The following is a 23,023-nucleotide window of genomic DNA, read 5'->3' on the forward strand; positions in this document are numbered from 1 at the left end:
TGTCGTTTTCGCTTTCTCGCGTTATTCAGTTTTCAAAGAACGTCTCTTGAGCAGTTGCCCGCTCAAAACTGAATGAAAAGCCGAAGCGCTTGCCTCCGGCCTCTCGCTCGGAGAGGCCGATGGGCTCCTTAGAAAGGAGGTGATCCATCCCCACCTTCCGGTAGGGATACCTTGTTACGACTTCACCCCAATCACCGGCCCCACCTTCGGCGGCTGGCTCCCAAAGGTTGCCTCACCGACTTCGGGTGTTGCCGGCTCTCGTGGTGTGACGGGCGGTGTGTACAAGGCCCGGGAACGTATTCACCGCGGCATGCTGATCCGCGATTACTAGCGATTCCAGCTTCATGCAGGCGAGTTGCAGCCTGCAATCCGAACTGAGAACGGCTTTTCTGGGGATTGGCTCCACCTCGCGGCTTCGCGGCCCATTGTACCGTCCATTGTAGCACGTGTGTCGCCCAGGCCATAAGGGGCATGATGATTTGACGTCATCCCCGCCTTCCTCCGGTTTGTCACCGGCAGTCAATGTCGAGTGCCCAACTTAATGCTGGCAACGACATTCAAGGGTTGCGCTCGTTACGGGACTTAACCCAACATCTCACGACACGAGCTGACGACAACCATGCACCACCTGTCACTCTGTCCCAAAAGGGAAAACCTTGTCTCCAAGGCGGCCAGAGGATGTCAAGGCCTGGTAAGGTTCTTCGCGTTGCTTCGAATTAAACCACATGCTCCACCGCTTGTGCGGGCCCCCGTCAATTCCTTTGAGTTTCAACCTTGCGGTCGTACTCCCCAGGCGGAGTGCTTATTGCGTTTGCTTCGGCACTACGGGTATCGAAACCCCTAACACCTAGCACTCAACGTTTACGGCGTGGACTACCAGGGTATCTAATCCTGTTCGCTCCCCACGCTTTCGCACCTCAGCGTCAGTCACAGACCAGAGAGTCGCCTTCGCCACTGGTGTTCCTCCACATCTCTACGCATTTCACCGCTACACGTGGAATTCCACTCTCCTCTTCTGTACTCAAGTGCGGCAGTTTCCAATGCCATTCCGGCGTTGAGCGCCGGCCTTTCACATCAGACTTGCCGTACCGCCTGCGTGCCCTTTACGCCCAATAATTCCGGACAACGCTTGCCCCCTACGTATTACCGCGGCTGCTGGCACGTAGTTAGCCGGGGCTTTCTGGTGAGGTACCGGCAGGCTCCCGGCATTTCCTCCGGAAGCTGTTCTTCCCTCACAACAGAGCTTTACGATCCGAAAACCTTCCTCACTCACGCGGCGTTGCACCGTCAGGCTTTCGCCCATTGCGGATGATTCCCTACTGCTGCCTCCCGCAGGAGTCTGGGCCGTGTCTCAGTCCCAGTGTGGCCGATCACCCTCTCAGGTCGGCAACGCATCGTCGCCTTGGTAGGCTTTTACCCCACCAACGAGCTAATGCGCCGCGGGCCCCTCTTTGAGCGACGGCCCGAAGACCGTCTTTCTCCCCTCTCGCAGGCGCGAAAGAGGACGTATCCGGTATTAGCACCGGTTTCCCGGTGTTATCCCGGCCTCAAAGGCAGGTTGCCCACGTGTTACTCACCCGTCCGCCGCTGGCCTTCCGGAGGTGCAAGCACCTCCGGAGGCCCGCTCGACTTGCATGTATTAGGCACGCCGCCAGCGTTCGTCCTGAGCCAGGATCAAACTCTCCATAAAAAGTTCCGCTTCGCACACGGGGGTGTGCGGCGCGCTGACTCGCTTTATTTCTTTGCGTTCGCTTGGCTTTTTCATTCAGTTTTCAAAGGGCAAATGTTAGTGCCGCCTTTCCTTACGGCGACTCTTATAATGCTATCACTGCTGCATAGCAATGTCAACAACTTTTTTTATAACTTTTTGTTGTTTGTTGCCCAAGGCAACGACAAATAAAAATATACCACCTGATATCGTTTATGACAAGTGTAAATTTCTACTTTTTTTAAACGATCGGCAACGCAGATGAGCCACTGCTTTCAAATTGCCGGCTTCATGGGATGTTACTTGCATTTGCTCACAAAAGAAATCGCAAGCGCCGGACGGAATATGCACACTGCATTAGCGATAAAACCAATGCAGTGTCCTTTTTAATCCTTGGTTTTCATTTGGGGGAATAAGAGTACATCACGGATCGACGAAGAATTTGTAAGCAACATAACTAGACGGTCAATGCCGATGCCTAATCCACCCGTGGGTGGCATCCCGTATTCCAATGCTTCCAAAAAGTCTTCGTCCATCATTTGGGCCTCTTCGTCTCCGCGTTCCCGTGCTTTAACCTGTTCTTCAAACCTTTTTCGTTGATCAACAGGGTCGTTTAATTCGGTAAAGGCGTTTGCATGTTCCCTGCCAACGATAAACAATTCAAACCGGTCCGTGAAACGGGAGTCATCTGCATTTTGACGCGCCAACGGAGATATAGCCACCGGGTGTCCATAAACAAATGTAGGCTGTATAAGCTTGTCTTCCACCAGTTGCTCGAAAAACTCATTTACAATATGTCCGAATGTCATATAATGATCCACTTGGACACGATGGTCTTTGGCAAGTTGATGGGCTTCCTCATCGCTCATTTCAGCCCAAAAGTTTACCCCTGTTTCTTCTTTTATCAAATCTACCATGTGGACGCGTTTCCACGAGGGAGAAAGATCAATCGTTTCATCCCCATATTGCACTTGCATTTCCCCGTGGACATCGTGCGTAATATGCGCGATTAAATTTTCCGTTAAAGTCATGATATCCTGAAAATCAGCATACGCCTCATATAATTCAATCATCGTGAACTCAGGGTTGTGCCTTGTAGATACACCTTCATTTCGAAATACGCGCCCGACCTCATACACTTTTTCAAGGCCGCCGACGATTAGACGTTTCAAATGAAGTTCAATCGCGATTCGCATATAAAGTTCCATATCCAACGCGTTATGATGCGTGACAAATGGACGGGCAGAGGCGCCGCCGGGAATTTGGTGCATCATCGGTGTTTCAACCTCAAGAAAACCTTGATCGTCTAAATAGCGGCGCATCGATTGTAAAATTCTCCCTCTTTGGATGAACGTCTGCTGCACATCAGGGTTTACGATAAGGTCAAGGTAACGCTGGCGGTAACGATGCTCGATATCCTTTAACCCATGGTGTTTGTCCGGGAGCGGGCGCAATGATTTCGTAAGCAAATGAAAATTACTGGCCTTGACCGATAATTCGCCAACTTTTGTTTTAAAAGCAACCCCTTCAACGGCAACAATATCTCCGATATCACATGTTTGAAATCGCTCATACTGCTCTTCGCCAACAGCATCCTTGCGGACATACAATTGTATTTGGCCGCTGAGATCCTGAATATGGGCAAAGCCGGCTTTTCCTTTTCCGCGCTTAGTCATCAAGCGACCGGCAACCGCTACCGTCTCTTCCCCTTCTTTTTCTTCCAATTCTTCTTTGCTGTGCGCGGCATAGGCCTCATGCATTGCTTCCGCTGTATGGGTACGGTCAAAGCGTACGCCGAAAGGATTATACCCTTGTTCTTGCAACTGTTGTAATTTTTCAAGACGCACAAGCATTTGATCATTTTGCTGATTGTCTTTCGTCATATCATTATCTCCCCTTTCCGGAACAATGCTGCCGGATGCTCAAACAAAGCAACCGCCGCTGTCCCTCGATCTCACAAAAAGCTGCCAGCCTAACTGGCAGCAGATTTTTTCTGTCGTCTATTAGCCCCATTGCTTTATCCCGGTGGTAAGCGTCCGATATTCCGGAAATCAGACATCGGATGCCGGAATGTCAGACGGCATCATGATCCGACCTCTGGCTGCTGAAATCTGACTTCCGTCTATTGAACAGCAGCCGCTCCTTCTTCGGCAAATTGATACAATACTTCCGCCACATCATCTCTATAGTCGAGTTCATTAATTTTGCCCCGTACTTTTCCGTTGCCGCGCATCCCTTTCAAATACCATCCTGCATGTTTTCTCATTTCACGAACAGCAATTTTTTCGCCTTTCAATTGAATCAAACGATCCATATGAAGCATGCAGACATCAATTTTTTCTTTTGCATCAGGTTCTTCGGACAACGAACCATCTTCCAAATACCTTACGGTGCGGTATAACATCCACGGATTGCCTAACGCCGCCCGGCCGATCATTACACCATCAACACCTGTTTCATCAAGTAAACGTTTGGCGTCTTGAGGGGTATTTACATCCCCGTTTCCGATAACGGGAATATTCACCGTCTCCTTCACTTCCCGGATCAGGTCCCAATCCGCCAAACCTTCATACATTTGATACCGTGTCCGGCCGTGCACCGAAACGGCTTGGCCTCCTGCAGATTCCACTGCCTGTGCATTGTCGAGCACATAAACATGATCGTCATCCCAGCCCGTTCTCATTTTCACGGTCACCGGCTTTTCAACATTGCGAACGACCGCGTCGACCATATCATAAATTTTATCAGGGTCGAGCAGCCAGCGTGCACCGGCATCGCATTTCGTCACTTTTGGAACCGGGCATCCCATATTAATATCGATAATATCCGCATTTGTTTGATGATCAACCACTTGGGCAGCAGAAACAAGCGATTCTTTGCTGCCGCCGAATATTTGCAAACTAAGCGGCTTCTCCCTTTCATCCACATAGAGCATGTTCATCGATTTTTCATTTTCGTGCAAAATAGCCTTGTCGCTGATCATTTCGGCACAAACAAGGCCGGAACCAAATTCCTTGGCAATTAAACGAAACGCGGGATTACATACACCGGCCATCGGCGCCAACACCACTTGGTTTTTCATTTTTATATTTCCAATTTGCAACATGTATTTCACCGACTTTGATCCTCAAATTGATTTTCACCCAACAACTCTTCAACCGATATATCCAAAAGAGTCGATGCACGTTTAATAAAGTCTTCTTCCGCCGGCCTTGTTCCACGTTCGATTTCACCGACCACTGACACGGACATATGCATTTTCTTTGCGAAGCTTTGCTGTGTATATCCTTTTAGTTTTCGAAAAGCCCGAACTCTTCCGCCTGCCCTTGTCGTTTCCATACACGGACTCCCTTTCTAAATCCTTCCGGCTTTGAATCTAAAATATGTTTGATGGTTTGATTGTAAGTCGGAACTACTTGATGAGGGGCAATTTCCGACATGGGAACGAGCACAAAAGCACGTTCGTGCATGCGCGGATGAGGAATGCACAATCTATTCTTCTCCATATTCTCATCGTTAAATAACAGAATGTCAAGATCCATCGTCCTCGGACCGTTTTGTTCCTTATTCCGAACGCGATCCAACCGCAACTCGATCGATTGCAACTTTGCCAATAAAAAATCGGCAGAATCATTGGTTTTGAGAGCAACGGCCATATTAAGAAAATAAGGCTGTGCTTCCAGACCTACCGGCTCGGTTTCATAGATCGAGGAAATCGAGAAGAGCTCTATTGTCTGTTCTTGACTCATTTCTCTGAGTGCTTTTTGCAAATACCCGGTCCGGTCTCCGATGTTTGACCCAAGCGCAACATAAGCGGTATTCATTTACCGGTCCCTCACAATTTCAATCGCTACATGATCATAATGGCCGGGAATGGGAGGATCCGGTTTTATGACCTTCACCGTTGTCCGTTCCACAATGGAAAACGTCTTCAGCACCTGTGCCGCTACTTCCTCGGCAATCGATTCCACCAAGTTATACGTTCGCCCTTCCAATACTTGCTTCGCTGCTTTGTAAACCTCGCCGTAATCAACACTTTTTTCGATATCATCACTTTTAGCTGCTTCTTTTAAATCGGCTTCCAATGCAACATCTACGATAAAACGCTGCCCGAGTTTATTTTCTTCCGGAAAAACGCCGTGATACGCGTAGAATTTCATCCCTGTTACAAACACCTTATCCAAACGGCACCCCAACCTTTCCTTTCCCGAGCATGGCATCCATCATCCGGACCGTTCGAGCCATTTCTTTCACATCATGCACGCGCACGATGTCACAACCGCGTTCAATACCGAGACTAACCGTCGCTCCGGTTCCCTCTACGCGTTCGTGAGCCGGAAGATCGAGGGTTTTGGCGATAATGGATTTCCTCGACGTCCCCAATAAAACCGGATAGCCAAGTTCCACAATCTCATCTAAACGGCGCATCGTTTCCAAATTATCTTCGTGTGATTTCCCGAAGCCAATCCCGGGGTCAACAATGATATTGGATTGTTTCACCCCCGCTGCTATGCAAAGGTCAACACTTTCCATCAGATCCGAAATAAGATCCGAAATAAGATCGTCATAAGCTGCCTGTTCCCGATTATGGGTGAGGATAATCGGCACTTCTTTTTCAGCGGCCACCGCAGCCATTTGCTCATCGTATTTCGCGCCCCAAATGTCATTGATGATATCCGCGCCTGCGTCTACCGCTTGTCTCGCCGTTTCAGCTTTATACGTATCGATCGAGATCGGGGCATCAACAGCTTTGGCCACAGCGCGAATAACCGGCAAAACCCGGGAAAGTTCGTCTTCCAATGAGACAGGCTCAAAACCGGGGCGCGTTGATTCTCCACCGATATCAATGATATCGGCACCCTCTGCTACCATTTCTCTAGCTCTTTCTACAGCCTGATCAACTTCGCTATAAAAGCCCCCATCGGAAAATGAATCGGGGGTTACATTTAAAACGCCCATAACCATGGTTTTTTTAGAAAAGTCAAGTGCCCAAGTATCTCCGTAAATCGTGCTCATTATCTTAATCCTTTCTTTTGCAACCGCAATTGTTACGTCTATTAAACTGTACCAACTTTTATACGCCTAAAGGATCAGGGGTTGTATATGCAGTCAACCATTTGGCGAGCATCGCTTTCCCATGTACGGACATGATCGATTCAGGGTGAAACTGAACGCCCTCCGTCGGATGGCTGCGGTGCCGAAAACCCATCATCTCTCCTTGTTCTGTCCACGAAGTAACCTCCAGACAATCAGGGAGAGAATTTGATTCTACCGTTAAGGAATGATACCGCATGACTTCCGTTTCCTGGGGAACCCCTTTATACAACGTTTGGTTATCATGAAACAAACGAGAGGTCTTGCCATGCATCAATCGGGAAGCCTGTATGACTTTGCCGCCGAATACTTGACCAATGGCCTGGTGCCCCAAGCAAACACCAAGAACGGGAATTCTCCCGCTGAAATACCGTACCGCTTCAAGCGTAATCCCGGCTTGGTCGGGAGCGCACGGCCCCGGCGATATCACTAACCGGTCCGGTCGCATCTCCGCAATTTCCTTCACCGACGTTTCATCGTTACGCTTCACCAAACATTCTTCCCCCAGTTCACCTAAATATTGAACGAGGTTATACGTAAATGAATCATAATTATCAATCACAAATAACATCTCTTCTCCTCCTCTGCTCATCTATGCTCCTCTTCATGCTCTTTCCAGTTTATCATTGACAAAAGGGGCAATCAATGGACAGCCGAGCACCGAGCTTTTTTCCGCTGTACAGATTTTTCGCTTTGGGAGTAACAGGTTCGTAAATCATTCGTCTATATGCCCCCCCTGAGGCCGCAAACTCATTTTCCTGAGGACTCTTTTGGACCACGTACAACTCATAGAGTCCGCTAAACCCAATTCTGAAGACTCTTATGGATCATGGGCAACACAATGAGTCCGCTAAACTCATTCCTGAGGACTCATATGGCTCCCGCGCAACATATAGAGTCCTCAAAAGCCAATTTCGAGTGCTAAGATTGTGGTGGAATTTTTCGGGGGAAATTTATGGATTCTGAAACAGCGCAATTAGCTGGAGCCAAAAAAACCGGAGAAAACAAGACTCAAAACTTGTTTTCTCCGGCAGGAAGAAAAGATACGTCTAATCATTACTCATCATCGAACTGATAAAGCGGTGTGCTTAAATAGCGTTCACCATTGGACGGGATCACGACGACGACTTTCTTGCCTTCCCCTTGCTTTTTGGCTTCTTCCACAGCTGCATAAAGGGCTGCGCCGGAAGAAATGCCGCCGAGGATGCCTTCTTCGCGAGCGGCACGGCGAGCATATTCAAAAGATTGCTCGGTTGTCGCTGTTACGATTTCGTCATAAACTTCCGTGTCCAAAATTCCTGGAACAAAGCCGGCGCCGATGCCTTGGATTTTATGGGGCCCTTTCTCGCCGCCGGACAACACTGGTGCGTCCGCCGGTTCGACAGCAATGTTTTTCAGATTCGGATAGTGTTCTTTTAACAATCGACCGGCACCGGTAATCGTACCGCCTGTGCCTATTCCGGATACGAATGCATCGATTTGTCCATCCACTTGTTCGAGCAATTCCCGGCCTGTCGTTTCCCGATGAACATCCACATTTGCTTGGTTTTCGAACTGTTCTGGAATAAAGTAACCCTTTTCTTCAGCTAGTTCATTGGTTTTGCGGATCGCGCCGCCCATGCCTTCTGCCCCGGGAGTCAGTTCGAGTTCAGCCCCGTATGCTCTCAACAAATTGCGGCGTTCCTGGCTCATCGTATCCGGCATGACAAGAAGGGAACGATAGCCTTTCGCAGCGGCAACCATCGCGAGTCCTATACCTGTATTTCCACTCGTAGCTTCTATAAGCGTATCGCCGGGTTTTATCTTGCCTTCCTTTTCCGCTCGTTCAATCATCGCCAAAGCGATTCGGTCTTTCACAGAACTTCCCGGATTGTAAAATTCAAGCTTTAAATAAACATCGGCATCGTTTTCTCCCGTAAGTCGATTTAATTTCACGAGAGGTGTGTCCCCAATTAGTTCAGTAATGGAATTTACCACTTTGCTCATTGCTTTTTCCTCCCCTTAATTCCTAGTATGTTTATTGGTATTATATTCATAGTACTCGATTTGGTTCCATTTGTCAACGAGCCAATTCCCGCCGCCACTGCTTTCATCCAGGTTTATTAATTTCGTTCATTTTCCTGATCCAATGCTTCTTGTTTTAGTTGCATCAAATCCTCAGCACTAAATAAATATTCGGCATGACAAAAATGGCACTCCGTTTCCGCGCCATGATCTTCCGTGATCATCGACTGGATTTCCTCACTGCCCAAACCAATCATCGCGCTGCCAATTCGCTCCTTCGAACATGTACATTTAAACTGGACAGGCATTTCCTCCAAAAATTGATAATCCCCGCCTGTGATTGTTTCGATGATTCGTTCCGGGTTGTACCCTCGTTCAATTAATTTTGAGATTGGCGGAGCAGCTTCAATTTGTTTCTCCATATGATCAATGATTGCGTCTTCTGTTCCCGGTAAAACTTGTACGATAAATCCTCCGGAAGCTAAAACAGAATGATCCGTGTCCACTAGAACACCAAGGCCGACAGATGAAGGCACTTGTTCAGATGCCGTAAAGTAATACGTGAAATCTTCTCCCAATTCTCCTGACACAATAGGAGAATGGCTCGTAAACGTTTCTTTCATGCCAAGATCCTTAGCGACCGCAATATGTCCGTTACGCCCAACAGCGCGGGCAACATCAAGTTTTCCAAAGCGATTTAACTCAAAATGAACCCGGGGATTGTGCACGTATCCTCTCGTATTCCCTTCAGCCGTACTGTCGACAATGACTGGACCGAGGGGGCCGTCCCCTTCCACTTTCACCGTAAGTTTATTGTCGCCACTCATCATGGCACCCATCATCGTGGAAACGGTCATCGTTCGTCCAAGCGCGGCCGATGCCGTAGGATAAGCTTGATGACGCCGAACGGCTTCGTTTACCATATCCGTCGTAATCGCCGCGTATACCCGCACTTGTTTTTCAAAAGCTGTGGCTTTTATAAGATAGTCACGCAAACGAAAAACCCTCCTTCATCTTATCGTTAGCATTCATAAAGACGAATGGTCCATCAATTATTTTTATCATAGATCATCTTCAATCCTTTTAGCGTCAAAAATGCATCAACCGTATCAATAGAAGCTGCGGAATCCCCAATTAATTCCGACGGCCCCCCTGTGGCAATCACCTTTGGTTCTTTTGCTGCCTGTGCTTTCATTCGATTGACAATTCCGTCAACCTGACCGATATACCCGTAATAAATCCCCGCTTGCATCGCTTGAATGGTATTTTGGCCGACCACGGATTGGGGCGCTGCAATTTCAATATGCGGCAGTTTTGACGCGTGGGTATACAGGGCATCCGTTGAGATCGTAATGCCGGGGGCGATCGCCCCTCCTACATAGTTTCCCTTTTCATCGATAAAACAAAAGGTCGTTGCCGTCCCGAAGTCAACGATGACAAGAGGGCTTCCATATTCTTCAATTGCCGCTACCGCGTTCACGATGCGGTCGGCACCCACATCTCGCGGATTATCATACAGAATGTTTAGCCCTGTTTTGATACCCGGGCCAACGATCATGGGGGATTGGTTAAAATACTTCTTTGCCATATGTTCAAACGCGAACATCAGAGAAGGAGCCACCGAAGATATAATAACTCCCTTAATCTCATCAACGGCAATCTGTTTTTTTTCTAGCAGCGTGCATATTAAAACCCCATATTCATCCTCGGTTCTATCGTGTACCGTCGAAATTCTCCAATGGTTTAGCAGATGCTGCTCCTTGTATACCCCAAAAACAATATGTGTATTCCCGATATCTATAACAAGAATCATAGCTCCAGCCTTTCCAAGTGCTTTAGAAACACTTCATCATTTCTGATCGTTTAAGAAAAGGGATGCCCAGTGGACATCCCCAATGCATCACCACGAAGGTAGCTATGAGCGGCGATTATCGTCTTCTTGTTCCCCTTCGTCGCCTTTTTCTTCGGTTTGATCTTGCTCCTCGGCCTCTTCATTCGTTTGTGATTGGTCGCTTTCCGTTTCTTGTTGCGCTTCTTCTTGCGCGTTAATGTTAACCTTCACGTTTTCATCATCCACAGGATCAGCATCCCCGGAATTCTTCAACGCCTCTTCTTGTGTCTGATTGGAATGGTGGCCTTCAGGCAACTTGCCGTCTTCGACGAGAGAGTAGATTTGCTCGGCATCCAATGTCTCTAATTCAAGCAAATTCTGAGCGACAAGTTCAAGTTTATCTTTGTTTTCCGTCAAGATTTGACGACAACGTTCATAACTTTCCTTAATGATCCGTTGCACTTCTTTATCAATCTCATGGGCGATTGCGTCGGAGTAATTTTGCTCATTTTGAATGTCGCGGCCGAGGAACACTTGCCCCCCACCGGAAGATCCAAATTGCAAAGGTCCCAGTTTTTCGCTCATGCCATACTCCATGACCATTTTTCGAGCAATTGCTGTGGCGCGTTGGAAATCATTGTGCGCACCGGTGCTTGCTTCTCCAAAGATGACGTCTTCCGACACGCGTCCGCCGAGCAAACCGACGATTTTATCAAGCAACTCCGGCTTTGTCATAAAATAGCGGTCTTCTTTCGGTAGCATCATCGCATAACCGCCCGCTTGTCCGCGTGGGACGATCGTAACTTTATGAACGGCATCCGCATTCTGCAACTTCACACCAACAACCGTGTGACCGGCTTCGTGGTGGGCAACAATATTTCTTTCTTTGTCGGAAATCACTCTTGTTTTCTTCGCAGGACCGGCAATCACTCGGTCAATCGCTTCTTCAATGTGCACCATTTTAATCTTCACGCTATTGGATCTTGCGGCGACTAACGCTGCTTCATTGAGAAGGTTTTCCAATTCGGCACCTGAAAAGCCTGGTGTTCGTTGTGCGATAATGTGAAGTTCAACGTCTTCATCCATTGGTTTTTCGCGGACGTGAACTTTCAGTACATCTTCACGTCCCTTGACATCCGGCAACCCGACCGTGATTTGACGGTCAAAACGCCCAGGGCGCAATAGTGCCGGGTCAAGAACATCTGAACGGTTCGTTGCGGCAATGATAATAATGCCTTCGTTTCCTTCAAATCCATCCATCTCAACGAGCAACTGGTTTAATGTTTGTTCACGCTCATCGTGGCCACCGCCGACGCCTGCTCCACGCTGACGGCCCACAGCATCTAGCTCGTCGATGAAAATAATGCAAGGGGCGTTATTTTTTGCATTGTTAAATAGGTCTCGCACCCTGGATGCACCAACGCCTACGAACATTTCCACGAAATCGGAACCGCTGATGGAGAAGAAAGGAACGCCTGCTTCACCGGCAACAGCACGGCCGAGCAATGTTTTCCCTGTCCCTGGAGGACCAACAAGGAGCACCCCTTTAGGAATACGCGCACCAATGTTTGCGAATTTGCGCGGATCCTTCAAGAAATCCACGATCTCCACAAGTTCCTGCTTTTCTTCTTCAGCACCGGCGACGTCTTTAAAACGTGCTTTTTTCTTGTCTGATTCCTGTTGCATTTTCGCTTTGCTTTTCCCGAAATTCATCATTTTGTTTCCGCCGCCTTGCATCTGGCTCAGCAAGAAGAAGAAAAGGATAAATATGATGATGAACGGAATAACCGCTACGAGAAATTGCAACCAGCCTCCCGGTTCTTCACCGGGCTCTGTATTAATAGCCGTTAATGACTCATTTGTATCGATCGCTTCCAGCAACATGTTCGTAATTTCCGGAGAGCGTAAAATGTAAGCGGTGAACTCATTCGATTCGTCTTCTTCGCCGCCATTCACCAGCTCACCCTCAATATGGTAAACATCCATCTCAGGCTGAACGGTCATCGTGGCGATCTCATCTTGTTCAAGCGCTTGCATGAATTCATCCGTATTCATTATTTCATCTTCAACAGGATCATCCGTAAACAGTTGAACAATCCCGATAAGTATTAGAAGAACAAATAACCAAAAAAAAGTATATCTCACTGTTCGGTTCATTCCTGACCTCCTCCCGCGGGTAACACAACAAAAATAATCTTACCACACTTGCGCTTTCTATCCAATCAAGAACCTCGATAGATCTCCGGCTTTAGGATGCCTATGTAAGGAAGGTTGCGGTACCGCTCTGCATAGTCGAGCCCATAACCGACCACAAATTCATCCGGCACTGTAAAACCGGCGATATCCGGAACGACATCCGCTTTTCGCCCCTCCGGCTTATCCAATAACGTTACAATCTTTACGGAGTTTGCTTGACGGTGATGAAATAAGCTAACGAGATAGTTCAATGTCAAGCCGCTGTCAATGATATCCTCGACGATGATAATATCCCTGCCCTTCACAGAAGAGTCAAGGTCTTTTACAATTTTAACTTCTCCGGAAGAGACCATTTTGTTTCCGTAACTGGAAACATCCATAAAATCAATCTCGAGGTGGGCATCGATGGCCCGGGTCAAATCTGCCATAAAAGGCATGGCGCCTTTTAACACCCCGATAACGAGGGGGAAGCTGTCTTTGTATTCTTGGGTCATCTGTTTGCCGATCTCTTCCGTCTTCTCTTTTATTTCAACTTCTTGAATCAAAATTTTTTCAATATCTTCCTTCATTATTTTTCGGCACCCTCATTTTACATCTTATTATGAAGTAAACTTCATCCCTGTTCCCTATCATCTGATTGGCGTATGCGCATGTTCCTCGGTGTCAAGTTTCATTTTAACGTAATCATCTTCTTCACCGGAACGGCCTGCATTTTCACTTTTTTTCAGTAAAGGAACCCAGAGCACCACCCCTGCTGCATCGGTAATGACCGGCCACCAATCGCGTTCTCGGCGAGGCACCTTTGCATCAATCATTACTTGTTTTAATTTTTGGGTTCCACCAAGGCCGAGTGGCCGGATCACATCTCCGGGATGCCTCGCACGCACTGAAAGCGGCAAATGCAACTTCGATAACGGGCAATAAAACGACGGATCGCCATGGGGAGGCACCGACCCTTTGAAAGGTTCCAATAAAAGCATCCCAATCCCGGTTTGAACCTTTGCCGGAAAATCGTGCACCGCTGCCGGCAAACCATCATATCCTCCGGCCGGAACCCGTTCAGTATCCGCGAAATGCAATTGTTCATAATCGCGATAAACGCTTATGCGATCCGGCAATGACCGTTGTGCTGATGGATGCGCCCCCGCGATTAATTCCAAACAATCCTCAATATGTATACGCGAAAACTGACCAGTCTTTTGATGGTAAAGATAAGTCAATAGTAAGTGAATCACACGCCGTTGTAAAGCAATAGGGGTTTGACGAAACGAAGGCAATTTTAGCACATAACCGCCTTCCCGATTCATGACCGTTTCCGAAAGCACTTTTTCCGCCTGCTGATTTAAATAGATGGCATCATCCCTGAAATCTTCGGCCAATGTTTGAAAATGGGTGTGGGCTTCCCGGTTTTCTTGTTTCACCGGCGGCAGCAGCTGCTTACGCACTCGATTTCTCGTATAGTCATCTTTTTGATTGCTTTCATCTTCCCGCCAAGGGACCGCGTGTTTTTCCGCATACGCGATGATTTCCCTTTTCGTCACCGGCAAAAAAGGACGGAGCAGCCTCCCTTGTGCGAACGGTCTGTTAACGGGAATCCCCATTTGCCCCCCATAATAGTCAAAGCCTCGCATCTGCTGCATGAGCATCGTTTCGATTTGGTCATCGCCGTGGTGCGCGGTCGCTAGTCTGTCCAATTTTTCCGTTTTCATGATTTTAGAAAAAAAATCATAACGCATCTCTCGGCTGATTCGTTGAATCGATCGGCCTTCGTTTTTAGGCAAATCCAGGTATTTACGAAAAAAAGGAATGTGACGTTCTTCGCAATACCGTTTTACAAATGCTTCATCTTCGTCGGCATCTTTGCGTAAGCCGTGATTACAGTGGGCGGCCATGACCGTAACACCGTATTCTTCCCTTTGCGAAAAGAGATAGTGGAGCAATGACATGGAGTCCACGCCGCCCGATACGGCTACCAATACAGAAGACCCTTCCGGGAACATCCCATGGCGAGAAGCAAACGCATCGATTTTATGTTTCATATTTTTGATCAACTCCTCTGCCGATGGAAAATACAGAGAGTGCGAATACGACTCCGCCCGCGATGGCACCGGCGTGGAGCAACGTTGCCGCTCCCTGCGACAGCCCTTCTATGTAATTCTCCTCGACAAACGCCAGCATCGTTTCATATGCTTTTCCGCCGGGAACGAGCGGGATAATGCCGGGAATGACAAATGTGGTCACGGGAACATGATGACGGCGGGACAACCCATAACTCATAAACGAGGCAGAAAAAGCCGCTAACGCGGCAGCCGCGATGAAGGAAACATTAATGTTTTGGATGGAACTGTAAATGGTCCAGGCGAAGACCCCGATCAAACCGATCCTCCACAGCAACCGGGTTGGCGTATTAAAAATAATCGCAAATGCTACCGTCGCCATAAAGCAAATCAAAAGTTCCCACATCTTGCGGCCTCCTACGGCAAAAACAATGATACAGCTGTAGCGACACCAGCTGCAATCGAAAGTGCGGTTAATGCTGCCTCTGCCCCGCGGGCGAGTCCGGAGATCAAATCACCATTCATCAGATCCCTGACTGAATTCGTTAAAGGAATTCCGGGCACAAGCGGAATGATCGTCCCGATAATCACTTGGTCGACACTCGTTCCGTAACCACTGTACACTAACGTTAATGCAGTCACGCTGCCAAAAAAAGAAGCGAGGTATTCCGAGAAAAATTTTGCGTGTAAATAATGTTGAAACAAAACAAGGAATAACGTCGACATTAAGCCGCCCATAGCCGCCGGGATCATATCGAATTTCGCATTGCCGACTAAATAGGAAAATGCCCCGCCCGCAACTCCGGAGGCAATATAAATCAACCAGAGCGGGTAATTCATCGGTGCTGCTGATATTTTTAACAACTGTTGATTTGCTTCTTTTTCGTTAATGCGCCCCTTCACAAAATCCCGGGAAAGTTGGTTCACTTCCGTCACTTTATTCAAATCTTGGAAGCGGTCCACGATGCGGACCATCTGCATTAAATTATCGCCATCTTCTTGAACTCCCGACAAAAAAATACCGGTCGTTGTCACAAAACTGTGGACGTTCTTCAAACCACCCGCGAGGGCCATGCGGTTCATGATTTCTTCTGCCCGGTATGTTTCCGCACCGTAAGCAACCATCAATTTTCCGGCAAAAAGACATAAATCAACCAAGCGTCCCTTTTCTGCCATGCTTTCCGTCCCCTAAAGGGAACCACCTATATCACCTGTCCCACCCAGTATAAAGCAGATGCAAGCAATAGAAAAGAAATGGCTAAAACGAGGTCAACGGTTTCAAATCTACGTTTTTTTCTGCTTCGTATTTGTTTTTTCCTTTTTGCACGGAGGTGATTCCCGGTTTTTTGTTTCTTTCGAGGCGAAGCGCTCTTATTTAAAGGTTTTTCTTCTTTGGAAATAATATTCATCAACCCTTGGCGCATTTTTTCCGCATCCGAATATTGACCGAACAATGCCGATTTCAACCATTGCCGGTAGGGGACCAACACTCGGGAACGCTCCATGTATGCCATTAACGTTTCCTTGCCGTCACGTCCTTTTTCAAATCGACTTTTATATATTATATTCAGCAAAATCATCCCGGCAGCAAACAAATCATAGGTAGGCTCGGCTTTGCGGTCGCCCAATCCCCAATAGCCACGATCAAAAAATTCCGTATACTCTTTTACTGCTCGTCCGAGTACTGTCGTTCCCCCAACATCGAGCCAGCGGATTCGATAGGGAGGGCCGCCGACAACAATCAAGTTCTCCGGTTTCAGGTCACCGAAAACCCAACCCGCGCGATGCAGACGGTCTAAATCTCCAAGGAGTTGCACGAGAAGAACGGGCCCCCACTCTTTTCCATGACGATCTATATGTTGAAAAAGGGTTTCCCCTTTTAAATATTCCATCACATAAAACGGGTATTTGTCCCCGCCAATGATGATATCATCTGCATCGATGAAAGAAGGTCCAAGTATTTGGCCTTGGACCTTGGCAAAATGCTTTAATACATTTACCTCCGAAGTGATCGACATACTATTATGGCCGACTTTGAGCGCGACCGGCCCTGTACGTGCATCCGCCAAATAAACGGTCCCCGTTGCACCTCTTCCCAATGTTTTTCGAATCTGATAAGGATTGCGATGCCACTTTCCGAGGACCCTCTTTCCGGCCGGAAGATCAGGAGCCTCGTTCTTCAAGATAGGATTCTTCTTCTCCACGGGAGATCAAGCTCCTTTTTTTCTTCCTGTCGAACTGGTTGAGCGCGGTTTTTAATGCCGGACCGGTTGGAGTGACTCCACCGGTCGTTATTTTTTGGAACATGCCTGCCAGTTGGTCCATTCCGCGCGTCCATTCGCGTAATACATCCGCCTCGTGTTTCTTACCCGGGAATGCAAGCACTTTAAATTCATTGTCTCCACCCCGAGAAGCCATGCTGATCGATAAATCTTCCAACGCTTCTTGGACCGTTGGCAATTTGGTGCGCATGCTCGCGCTCGTATCCACCAGAATCACTACTTCCAAGTTTACGACCTCTCCTATCTCATCTACGACCTCCATCACTTCTCCCCGTTTATCCGGTGGAAGCTCGTCCCATTCCTGATCTTTTCCCAAAATTTGTGACAACTCTTGATTGACCACCCCTTGCAGCGTTTGCGTCATCGCTTGTGTGGTTACCATCTGTACCGTTTGCGCTAATTGTTTCTTATAAACGATTTGATGGATGCCGGCGCCGGCTAAAGCAATGTTTTCGATTTCTGTTTGTGCCTGTTGATTCATCGCTCCTTCTTCAAGCACCCCAATGACGTTAACGGTTACCTGCTGCTCACTTGCCAACGCTGCAACTGCTGAAGGGTCACCGCCTTCATTGGAACACCCATCCGTGATGAGCAATATTTGCCTTAACGTCCCTGTCCGCATGCCATATCCTCCCTCGCAAGTCCTGTTTGATTACCCCCATCATTGACCAATACGAAAGGAGTTATACTACCAGGGCAAAGGACGGGAAAGATTGACTCGCAGTGGGAAAGGAAGCCAAATGAGGGCAGCTAATCCGGTCACCATAGATCCCCTGGCAATCGCATCTGCATGGACTATGCATCTTTTGCAAACGGCTGGGTCCACCTCCCCATTGGAATCGTTGCCCATCTCGGGGTATTGCGGCGCACCTTGCCAACGACTACAGTCATATCATCCGCAATGGTTCCGTCACTCATCCGCATCACCTCTTCGAGCAATACATCCGCGATGGTTTGAGGATCTTCCGATTCAGTTTCACGAATTAACCGTTTCATCCACCATTCTTTATTTTCAATCCAACGCGCACCGTCAAATAAGCCGTCGCTCATCATAACGAGAATATCTTCATCTTGAAGACGTTCTTGTTTCATTTCAAAATTAGCTTCCGAAACGATGCCCATCGGCAAATTTTCAGCTTCTACTGAAAAGACCCGTTCTTTTCGCTTCACAAAACTCGGCATTGAACCAATTTTAAGGAAATTACCATCCGCTGTCTGCAAATCAATGATCGTAAGATCAAGGGTGGAGAACATTTCATCATCTGCCCGTAAAGATAACAACGAATTCATGGATTGGATCGCCAAGCTTTCGTCAATGCCCGATTTCAATATATTTTGCAGCAATTGCAACGTTTCAGCACTTTCCTGATGCGCCCGGCGGCCGTTTCCCATGCCGTCACTGATGGCTACTGCAAATTTTCCAAAGCCAAGTTGCATGGCAGCGTGATTATCTCCGGATATCCAATCCCCTCCCCGCGCTACCGTAGCCGACCCTGTATCCACCACATATGTCTTTGCCGACGCAAAGGTCACCCGATTTTCAGCCGCCCCTCCTTCATCAATAGACTCCACGATAATATGGTCGGACAGAATTCCCGACAACATCGGAGCAATTAGCTTTTCCGCTTCTTCTTGATTCATCCCGTTTCCAAGTTCGATTTCAATATGCACATCCCTCGGGCTGAGATTATAAATATCGACTTGCTCAATATTAAGCCCGGCATCAAACAGCGCAGTATAAATTTGTTCCTCCTGGTAATGATGGGTTTCTTTCTCCTTTTGGATCTCCTTGGCAAATGCACCCATGACTTCGGATACACCTTGAAGCTGATCGGCCACGAGGTTTCTGCTTTCCTCCATCTGCTTCGTATAAAGTTGCCGTATTTCATGGGGTTCCCATTGTTCTTTCATCGTCCGCACGATTCGATCCGGATAAATGCAATGCCGTTTCAACCGTTCATACGTCCGCGGGGCTACCTTATCGGTTTGTTCAACGTCGGACATAATGTTGTGCATAACATCATACGTTGTATCAAAACGATCTACCCAGCATCTTTCTTTGCGAAAACATTTCTGACAAGTATTCGAGGTGATATCGGCCAAAAAACGATCGCCTTCTTCCTCGTCCTGCATCCGTTGGTTTCGATCGCCCGGCGGTGAAAAACTGGCGGATAACGTTTGAAATAAATCTGAGAATTTCTCTACACGTGAAGCGGTTACATCACGAATTTTACGAAGGTATCGCTGCTGTTCGTTGGAGTGCTCCAGCGTGCCGGGGATATATTTCCCCATATAATCGGTTAGCGCTTTCGGTGTAAGTAAAAACAACAACACAGCGACCCCGGATTCCATGACCGTTATCATCGGATTGTTCATCCCGTTTCCATACAACGCGATTAAGGCTGTGCCAACCAAGAGCCCCATACTTACCCCAAGTTTTTTTCCTTCTTTCAACAATCCGCCGAGCAAACCGGCAAACGCGAGTAAACTCATGTAGTACAGATTAGCGACCGCGGCTAAACTGAGCACCAGCCCCGTAACAACTCCGACGGTTGACCCAATGGCTGCCCCGCCGACGAGGGCGAACAACAGCACGAGGTAACGGGAAAGGACGTGTTCTGCACCAAGGCCGTAGATGACCCATCCGATAGCTCCTGTCATCACGGAAGCCAACAAGATGATAAAACATATAATCTCCTCATTTTTTAACGCACGCTGCTTTTTGCGGGCACCCAACAACGGCAAGCTTTGTAAAAATATCATCGTCAACATCAGGGCCAGCCCCGCTTCAATAGTAGCCATAAACCAATGATATTGTGTCATAGACGCCTCTCCAACGCCTGTGACCACCACTCTCGATGTTAGCGAGGCGAGGAAAACAGCCGCGGGCAGTGTCCATTTCCGGTTAGCTCCTATGTATTTGGCAACTCGGTAGAAAAGCAGGAACAGCAACAAGCCGGCAAGGACATACGGAATGTTAAACGTGAGCCCCCATGCTGTCCCGGCAAGAACAGCCACCGCTGCCAATAACGCCCTCTCTTTCTTCCAAGCAAAAACCGCAGCAAAAAAAGGAATCGCAAAAGGGTATAGATCCGATAAAATCGCGGCTCGTCCCAACATGACACCCACGAGAAACAGCAATAACCCCCATTTTAGAAAAACGACTGTTGTGCCTTTTCGTAAGGATTCTATTCCTTTCTTCCAAAGACTTTTTATGCGACCCACCCACTCAGCCGGCCCAAAGACTTTTCCTAGCTGATCCTGCACTGTTTCCTTTTGCAACATATGCACCACCACCGTTTTTTTGTTTTCTTGGTAGTCGAGTATAGAGGCTTACCAGCGCAAGGTTTGTCACAATGCTGTTTTTATGATGAAAATCGTTCGACGACTTTCACAATGGAGAAATAAGCGGTCGCTATCGGTGTTTGCGGTTCGAAAATGATGGTGGGGGACTTCGTTTTTGAAAGCGTTAGGGGATTAATTGAATGAGAATTCGCACATATTACATCGATAAAACATAGATAAATGGGATTTGCGACAATGAAAATTTTAGAAGCTAAAGCGTTCGACATTTGCACAATATATACTGACATTCTCGTGTTTCCTTTAACCTCACTAAAAAAGAGACCCTCGGGTCTCTTTAGAAATTATAATCATTTGTGGTAGCGGCGGAGGGGATCGAACCCCCGACCTTACGGGTATGAACCGTACGCTCTAGCCAGCTGAGCTACACCGCCATCAAAACCAGACAAAATCAATTATAACGACTGTCTTTTTTTTAGTCAATGGTGTTGAGCAAAGTTTTGTTGTTCGTCATTGATATTGTCATGGTGTAACTCTTCAGTGAAAATGTCACCATGGGACAGGAGAGAATTTCATTGAATCGAGAAGAACTGAAGCGTTACACCGTTGTACAGCAAGTGATGGACCATCAATTAACCGCAAAAGAGGCTGCCCAAACACTTGGGTTAAGTCACCGGCAGATCTTCCGTCTAAAAGATAAAGTAGCCCGGGAGGGGGAAACGGGTGTCATTCATAAAAACCGCGAACGGAAGCCTGCGCATGCCATTCCTGAACACATTCGAGATCAAGTGATCGGACTTTTGGCCAGTGACCGGTACCGCAACTGCAATGATGTGCATTTTGCGGAACTGTTGGCCAAACATGAAGCGATTCACATCAGCCCTGCGACCGTTCGCAGAATCCGTGTGGGAGCGCAGATCAAGCCTAAACGAAAGCGGAGGCCATCCAACGTTCATCGACCTCGAGAACGAAGATCTCAGGCCGGCCAGCTCGTCCAAATGGATGCCAGTCCGCATCACTGGTTGGAGGATCGGTCCGGGCGCATCTCCCTGCATGCCGCCATTGACGATGCAACAGGGAAGGTTGTCGGGGCCGTTTTCCGGCCGGAGGAAGATCTCAAGGGCTATTTCATGATCACCCAGCAAATGCTGGAGCTAGAAGGTATTCCCATGAGCCTATATTCCGATCGCCACATGATCTTCCAGTCGCCCCGTGAAAAGCAAACGATCGAGGAAGAATTGGCCGGAGAGCCTGTGCCCCTTTCCCAATTTGGTCAGGCTCTGGATGACTTGGGCGTGACCCATGTCAAGGCCATGACCCCGCAAGCGAAAGGACGTGTGGAACGCCTTTTCCAAACCTTGCAAGACCGGTGGGTGGTGGAACTCCGCCTTCGTGGGATTCAGACGATCGAAGAGGCCAATCAGGTGCTTCCAGCGTTGATCGACGAGCATAACCGACAGTTTGCCCAAGAACCTCTGGAGGACGACAGTGCTTTTATTCCCCTTCAGGATGGACAATACCCGGAGCAGATCCTCTGCTATCGGGCGCAGCGAGTCTTAGGCGCTGGCGAAACCATTGCCTATAAGGGCAAGACTTACAAGATTCAAACCGTTGAGCAACAGTCCATTATCCCTTTGAAAACACGGGTGAGTGTTCGTGAAACCCTGGGTGGTCAGATGTTTGTTTGGTACAACGGGGTCAGCTACCCCTTGCAGGAAACAGCCCGGCCAAAACCTAAGCCAAAAGAAAAAACGGGCCATGCGAAAGGACCTCGCACGCCCGCTAGGGATCACCCTTGGAGACAATATAACATCTCTAGGGTACCACAGCGGACCTAATCCCCTCAATGGCGGCTGTTGTCTGCTCAACAGACAGGTTGCCTTTCATCCCTTCACTACCCCAAAGCTGGCCGAGTGAATGGAATCAAGGGCGCGCGTTAGCGCGGGCGAAGCCTTTACCCTTGATGGAATGAGCCGGCCTGCTACCATCCTTTAAGGGATGAAAGACAAATGCAACGACTATGACAGAATCACTGACGAGTTACTATGACATTTTCACTGACGATTGACATGGTGTTGAGCAAAGTTTTTGAACCGGAAAGCAAAAAGAGAGGCGAACCTCTCTTTTTCCATGTTCCGTATTTTACAGATGAAACAGTGCAAGTTATCGTCTCGGCCTACCGCCTTTTTTGTCGGATTGTTTTCGGAGGGTTGCCAAGTTCTCTTCGCTGTCCCTGAGAAAACGACTCATCTTATCTTCGAAAGAAACCTTTTGCTCCCGCTTTCTTGCTTGTTTTTTTTCTTGCGCCTTACGGATCGATAGGCCGATTTTCCCGTCATCCCCGATTTTAAGCACTTTTACCGTAACGTCATCGCCAACCTTTATAAATTCATTGATATCTTTCACATATTGGTCGGCGACTTCACTTATATGCACTAATCCCGTTTTGCCCTCCGGTAAGTCTACAAACGCGCCAAAATGGGTGATGCCGGATACCTTACCCTGATACTTACTGCCTGTTTCAATCGACATTTTACAAAATGCTCCT

The 23,023-nt window shown here is 48.0% G+C and carries 20 protein-coding genes, 1 tRNA gene and 1 rRNA gene; 1 reads left to right on the forward strand and 21 read right to left on the reverse strand.

The window, feature by feature from the left end:
• Positions 1 to 132: 132 nt before the first annotated feature.
• The 20 genes from EPH95_RS10390 to EPH95_RS10485 form a co-directional block, all read right to left on the reverse strand.
• Positions 133 to 1,690 (reverse strand): 16S ribosomal RNA (locus EPH95_RS10390).
• A gap of 404 nt (positions 1,691 to 2,094) precedes the next feature.
• Positions 2,095 to 3,591 (reverse strand): lysine--tRNA ligase, encoded by a 1,497-nt coding sequence (gene lysS, locus EPH95_RS10395; RefSeq protein WP_142089725.1) that lies wholly within the window; start codon positions 3,589 to 3,591, stop codon positions 2,095 to 2,097.
• 239 nt (positions 3,592 to 3,830) lie between these two features.
• Positions 3,831 to 4,814: a tRNA dihydrouridine synthase DusB gene (gene dusB / locus EPH95_RS10400; RefSeq protein ID WP_142091581.1), complete on the reverse strand. Its 984-nt coding sequence runs from the start codon at positions 4,812 to 4,814 to the stop codon at positions 3,831 to 3,833.
• Positions 4,815 to 4,819: 5 nt separating this feature from the next.
• Positions 4,820 to 5,047 (reverse strand): helix-turn-helix domain-containing protein, encoded by a 228-nt coding sequence (locus tag EPH95_RS10405; protein WP_142089727.1) that lies wholly within the window; start codon positions 5,045 to 5,047, stop codon positions 4,820 to 4,822.
• Complete coding sequence (folK, locus tag EPH95_RS10410; protein ID WP_142089729.1) at positions 4,999 to 5,532, reverse strand: 2-amino-4-hydroxy-6-hydroxymethyldihydropteridine diphosphokinase; 534 nt, start codon at positions 5,530 to 5,532, stop codon at positions 4,999 to 5,001. The genes EPH95_RS10405 and folK overlap by 49 nt, the downstream gene beginning before the upstream one ends.
• Positions 5,533 to 5,892: a dihydroneopterin aldolase gene (gene folB / locus EPH95_RS10415; protein WP_142089731.1), complete on the reverse strand. Its 360-nt coding sequence runs from the start codon at positions 5,890 to 5,892 to the stop codon at positions 5,533 to 5,535.
• The gene (gene folP, locus EPH95_RS10420; protein ID WP_142089733.1) at positions 5,885 to 6,724 is read right to left on the reverse strand and encodes a dihydropteroate synthase; all 840 of its coding nucleotides are present in this window, start codon (positions 6,722 to 6,724) and stop codon (positions 5,885 to 5,887) included. The genes folB and folP overlap by 8 nt, the downstream gene beginning before the upstream one ends.
• Before the next feature lie 58 nt (positions 6,725 to 6,782).
• Positions 6,783 to 7,373 carry an anthranilate synthase component II gene (locus tag EPH95_RS10425; RefSeq protein WP_142091582.1) on the reverse strand — a complete coding sequence of 197 codons (591 nt, stop codon included), beginning with the start codon at positions 7,371 to 7,373 and terminating at the stop codon, positions 6,783 to 6,785.
• 485 nt (positions 7,374 to 7,858) lie between these two features.
• Positions 7,859 to 8,788 (reverse strand): cysteine synthase A, encoded by a 930-nt coding sequence (gene cysK, locus EPH95_RS10430; protein WP_142089735.1) that lies wholly within the window; start codon positions 8,786 to 8,788, stop codon positions 7,859 to 7,861.
• Positions 8,789 to 8,904: 116 nt separating this feature from the next.
• A complete protein-coding gene (gene hslO, locus EPH95_RS10435; RefSeq protein WP_142089737.1) occupies positions 8,905 to 9,801 on the reverse strand; it encodes an Hsp33 family molecular chaperone HslO in 897 nt (298 codons plus the stop codon).
• A gap of 53 nt (positions 9,802 to 9,854) precedes the next feature.
• Positions 9,855 to 10,619 (reverse strand): type III pantothenate kinase, encoded by a 765-nt coding sequence (locus EPH95_RS10440; RefSeq protein WP_142089739.1) that lies wholly within the window; start codon positions 10,617 to 10,619, stop codon positions 9,855 to 9,857.
• A 102-nt stretch (positions 10,620 to 10,721) separates the two neighbouring features.
• Entirely contained in the window at positions 10,722 to 12,794 is a 2,073-nt protein-coding gene (gene ftsH / locus EPH95_RS10445) for an ATP-dependent zinc metalloprotease FtsH (protein ID WP_142089741.1), read from the reverse strand.
• A 65-nt stretch (positions 12,795 to 12,859) separates the two neighbouring features.
• On the reverse strand, positions 12,860 to 13,402 hold the full coding sequence (gene hpt, locus EPH95_RS10450; RefSeq protein ID WP_142089743.1) for a hypoxanthine phosphoribosyltransferase: 543 nt from the start codon (positions 13,400 to 13,402) through the stop codon (positions 12,860 to 12,862).
• A 60-nt stretch (positions 13,403 to 13,462) separates the two neighbouring features.
• Positions 13,463 to 14,872 carry a tRNA lysidine(34) synthetase TilS gene (gene tilS, locus EPH95_RS10455; protein ID WP_142089745.1) on the reverse strand — a complete coding sequence of 470 codons (1,410 nt, stop codon included), beginning with the start codon at positions 14,870 to 14,872 and terminating at the stop codon, positions 13,463 to 13,465.
• Complete coding sequence (locus EPH95_RS10460; protein ID WP_142089747.1) at positions 14,862 to 15,296, reverse strand: threonine/serine exporter family protein; 435 nt, start codon at positions 15,294 to 15,296, stop codon at positions 14,862 to 14,864. Before EPH95_RS10460 ends, tilS begins: the two co-directional genes overlap by 11 nt.
• Positions 15,297 to 15,307: 11 nt before the next feature.
• Complete coding sequence (locus EPH95_RS10465; protein WP_142089749.1) at positions 15,308 to 16,066, reverse strand: threonine/serine exporter family protein; 759 nt, start codon at positions 16,064 to 16,066, stop codon at positions 15,308 to 15,310.
• A gap of 26 nt (positions 16,067 to 16,092) precedes the next feature.
• Positions 16,093 to 17,073: a serine/threonine protein kinase gene (locus tag EPH95_RS10470; protein WP_142089751.1), complete on the reverse strand. Its 981-nt coding sequence runs from the start codon at positions 17,071 to 17,073 to the stop codon at positions 16,093 to 16,095.
• Positions 17,054 to 17,794, reverse strand: coding sequence for a VWA domain-containing protein (locus EPH95_RS10475; RefSeq protein WP_142089753.1), 741 nt, complete (start codon positions 17,792 to 17,794; stop codon positions 17,054 to 17,056). The genes EPH95_RS10470 and EPH95_RS10475 overlap by 20 nt, the downstream gene beginning before the upstream one ends.
• A gap of 173 nt (positions 17,795 to 17,967) precedes the next feature.
• A complete protein-coding gene (gene spoIIE / locus EPH95_RS10480; RefSeq protein ID WP_227003874.1) occupies positions 17,968 to 20,457 on the reverse strand; it encodes a stage II sporulation protein E in 2,490 nt (829 codons plus the stop codon).
• Positions 20,458 to 20,832: 375 nt separating this feature from the next.
• Positions 20,833 to 20,909, reverse strand: a tRNA-Met gene (locus EPH95_RS10485).
• 141 nt (positions 20,910 to 21,050) lie between these two features.
• Between EPH95_RS10485 and EPH95_RS10490 the strand changes: the two genes are divergently transcribed.
• Positions 21,051 to 22,313, forward strand: coding sequence for an ISNCY family transposase (locus tag EPH95_RS10490; RefSeq protein WP_142089756.1), 1,263 nt, complete (start codon positions 21,051 to 21,053; stop codon positions 22,311 to 22,313).
• Between the two features lie 325 nt (positions 22,314 to 22,638).
• Here the strand turns inward: EPH95_RS10490 and EPH95_RS10495 are convergent, their stop codons facing one another.
• Entirely contained in the window at positions 22,639 to 23,007 is a 369-nt protein-coding gene (locus EPH95_RS10495) for a S1 RNA-binding domain-containing protein (RefSeq protein WP_142089758.1), read from the reverse strand.
• Positions 23,008 to 23,023 lie beyond the last annotated feature (16 nt).

This window comes from Salicibibacter halophilus, assembly GCF_006740705.1.
Lineage (GTDB): Bacteria > Bacillota > Bacilli > Bacillales > Marinococcaceae > Salicibibacter > Salicibibacter halophilus.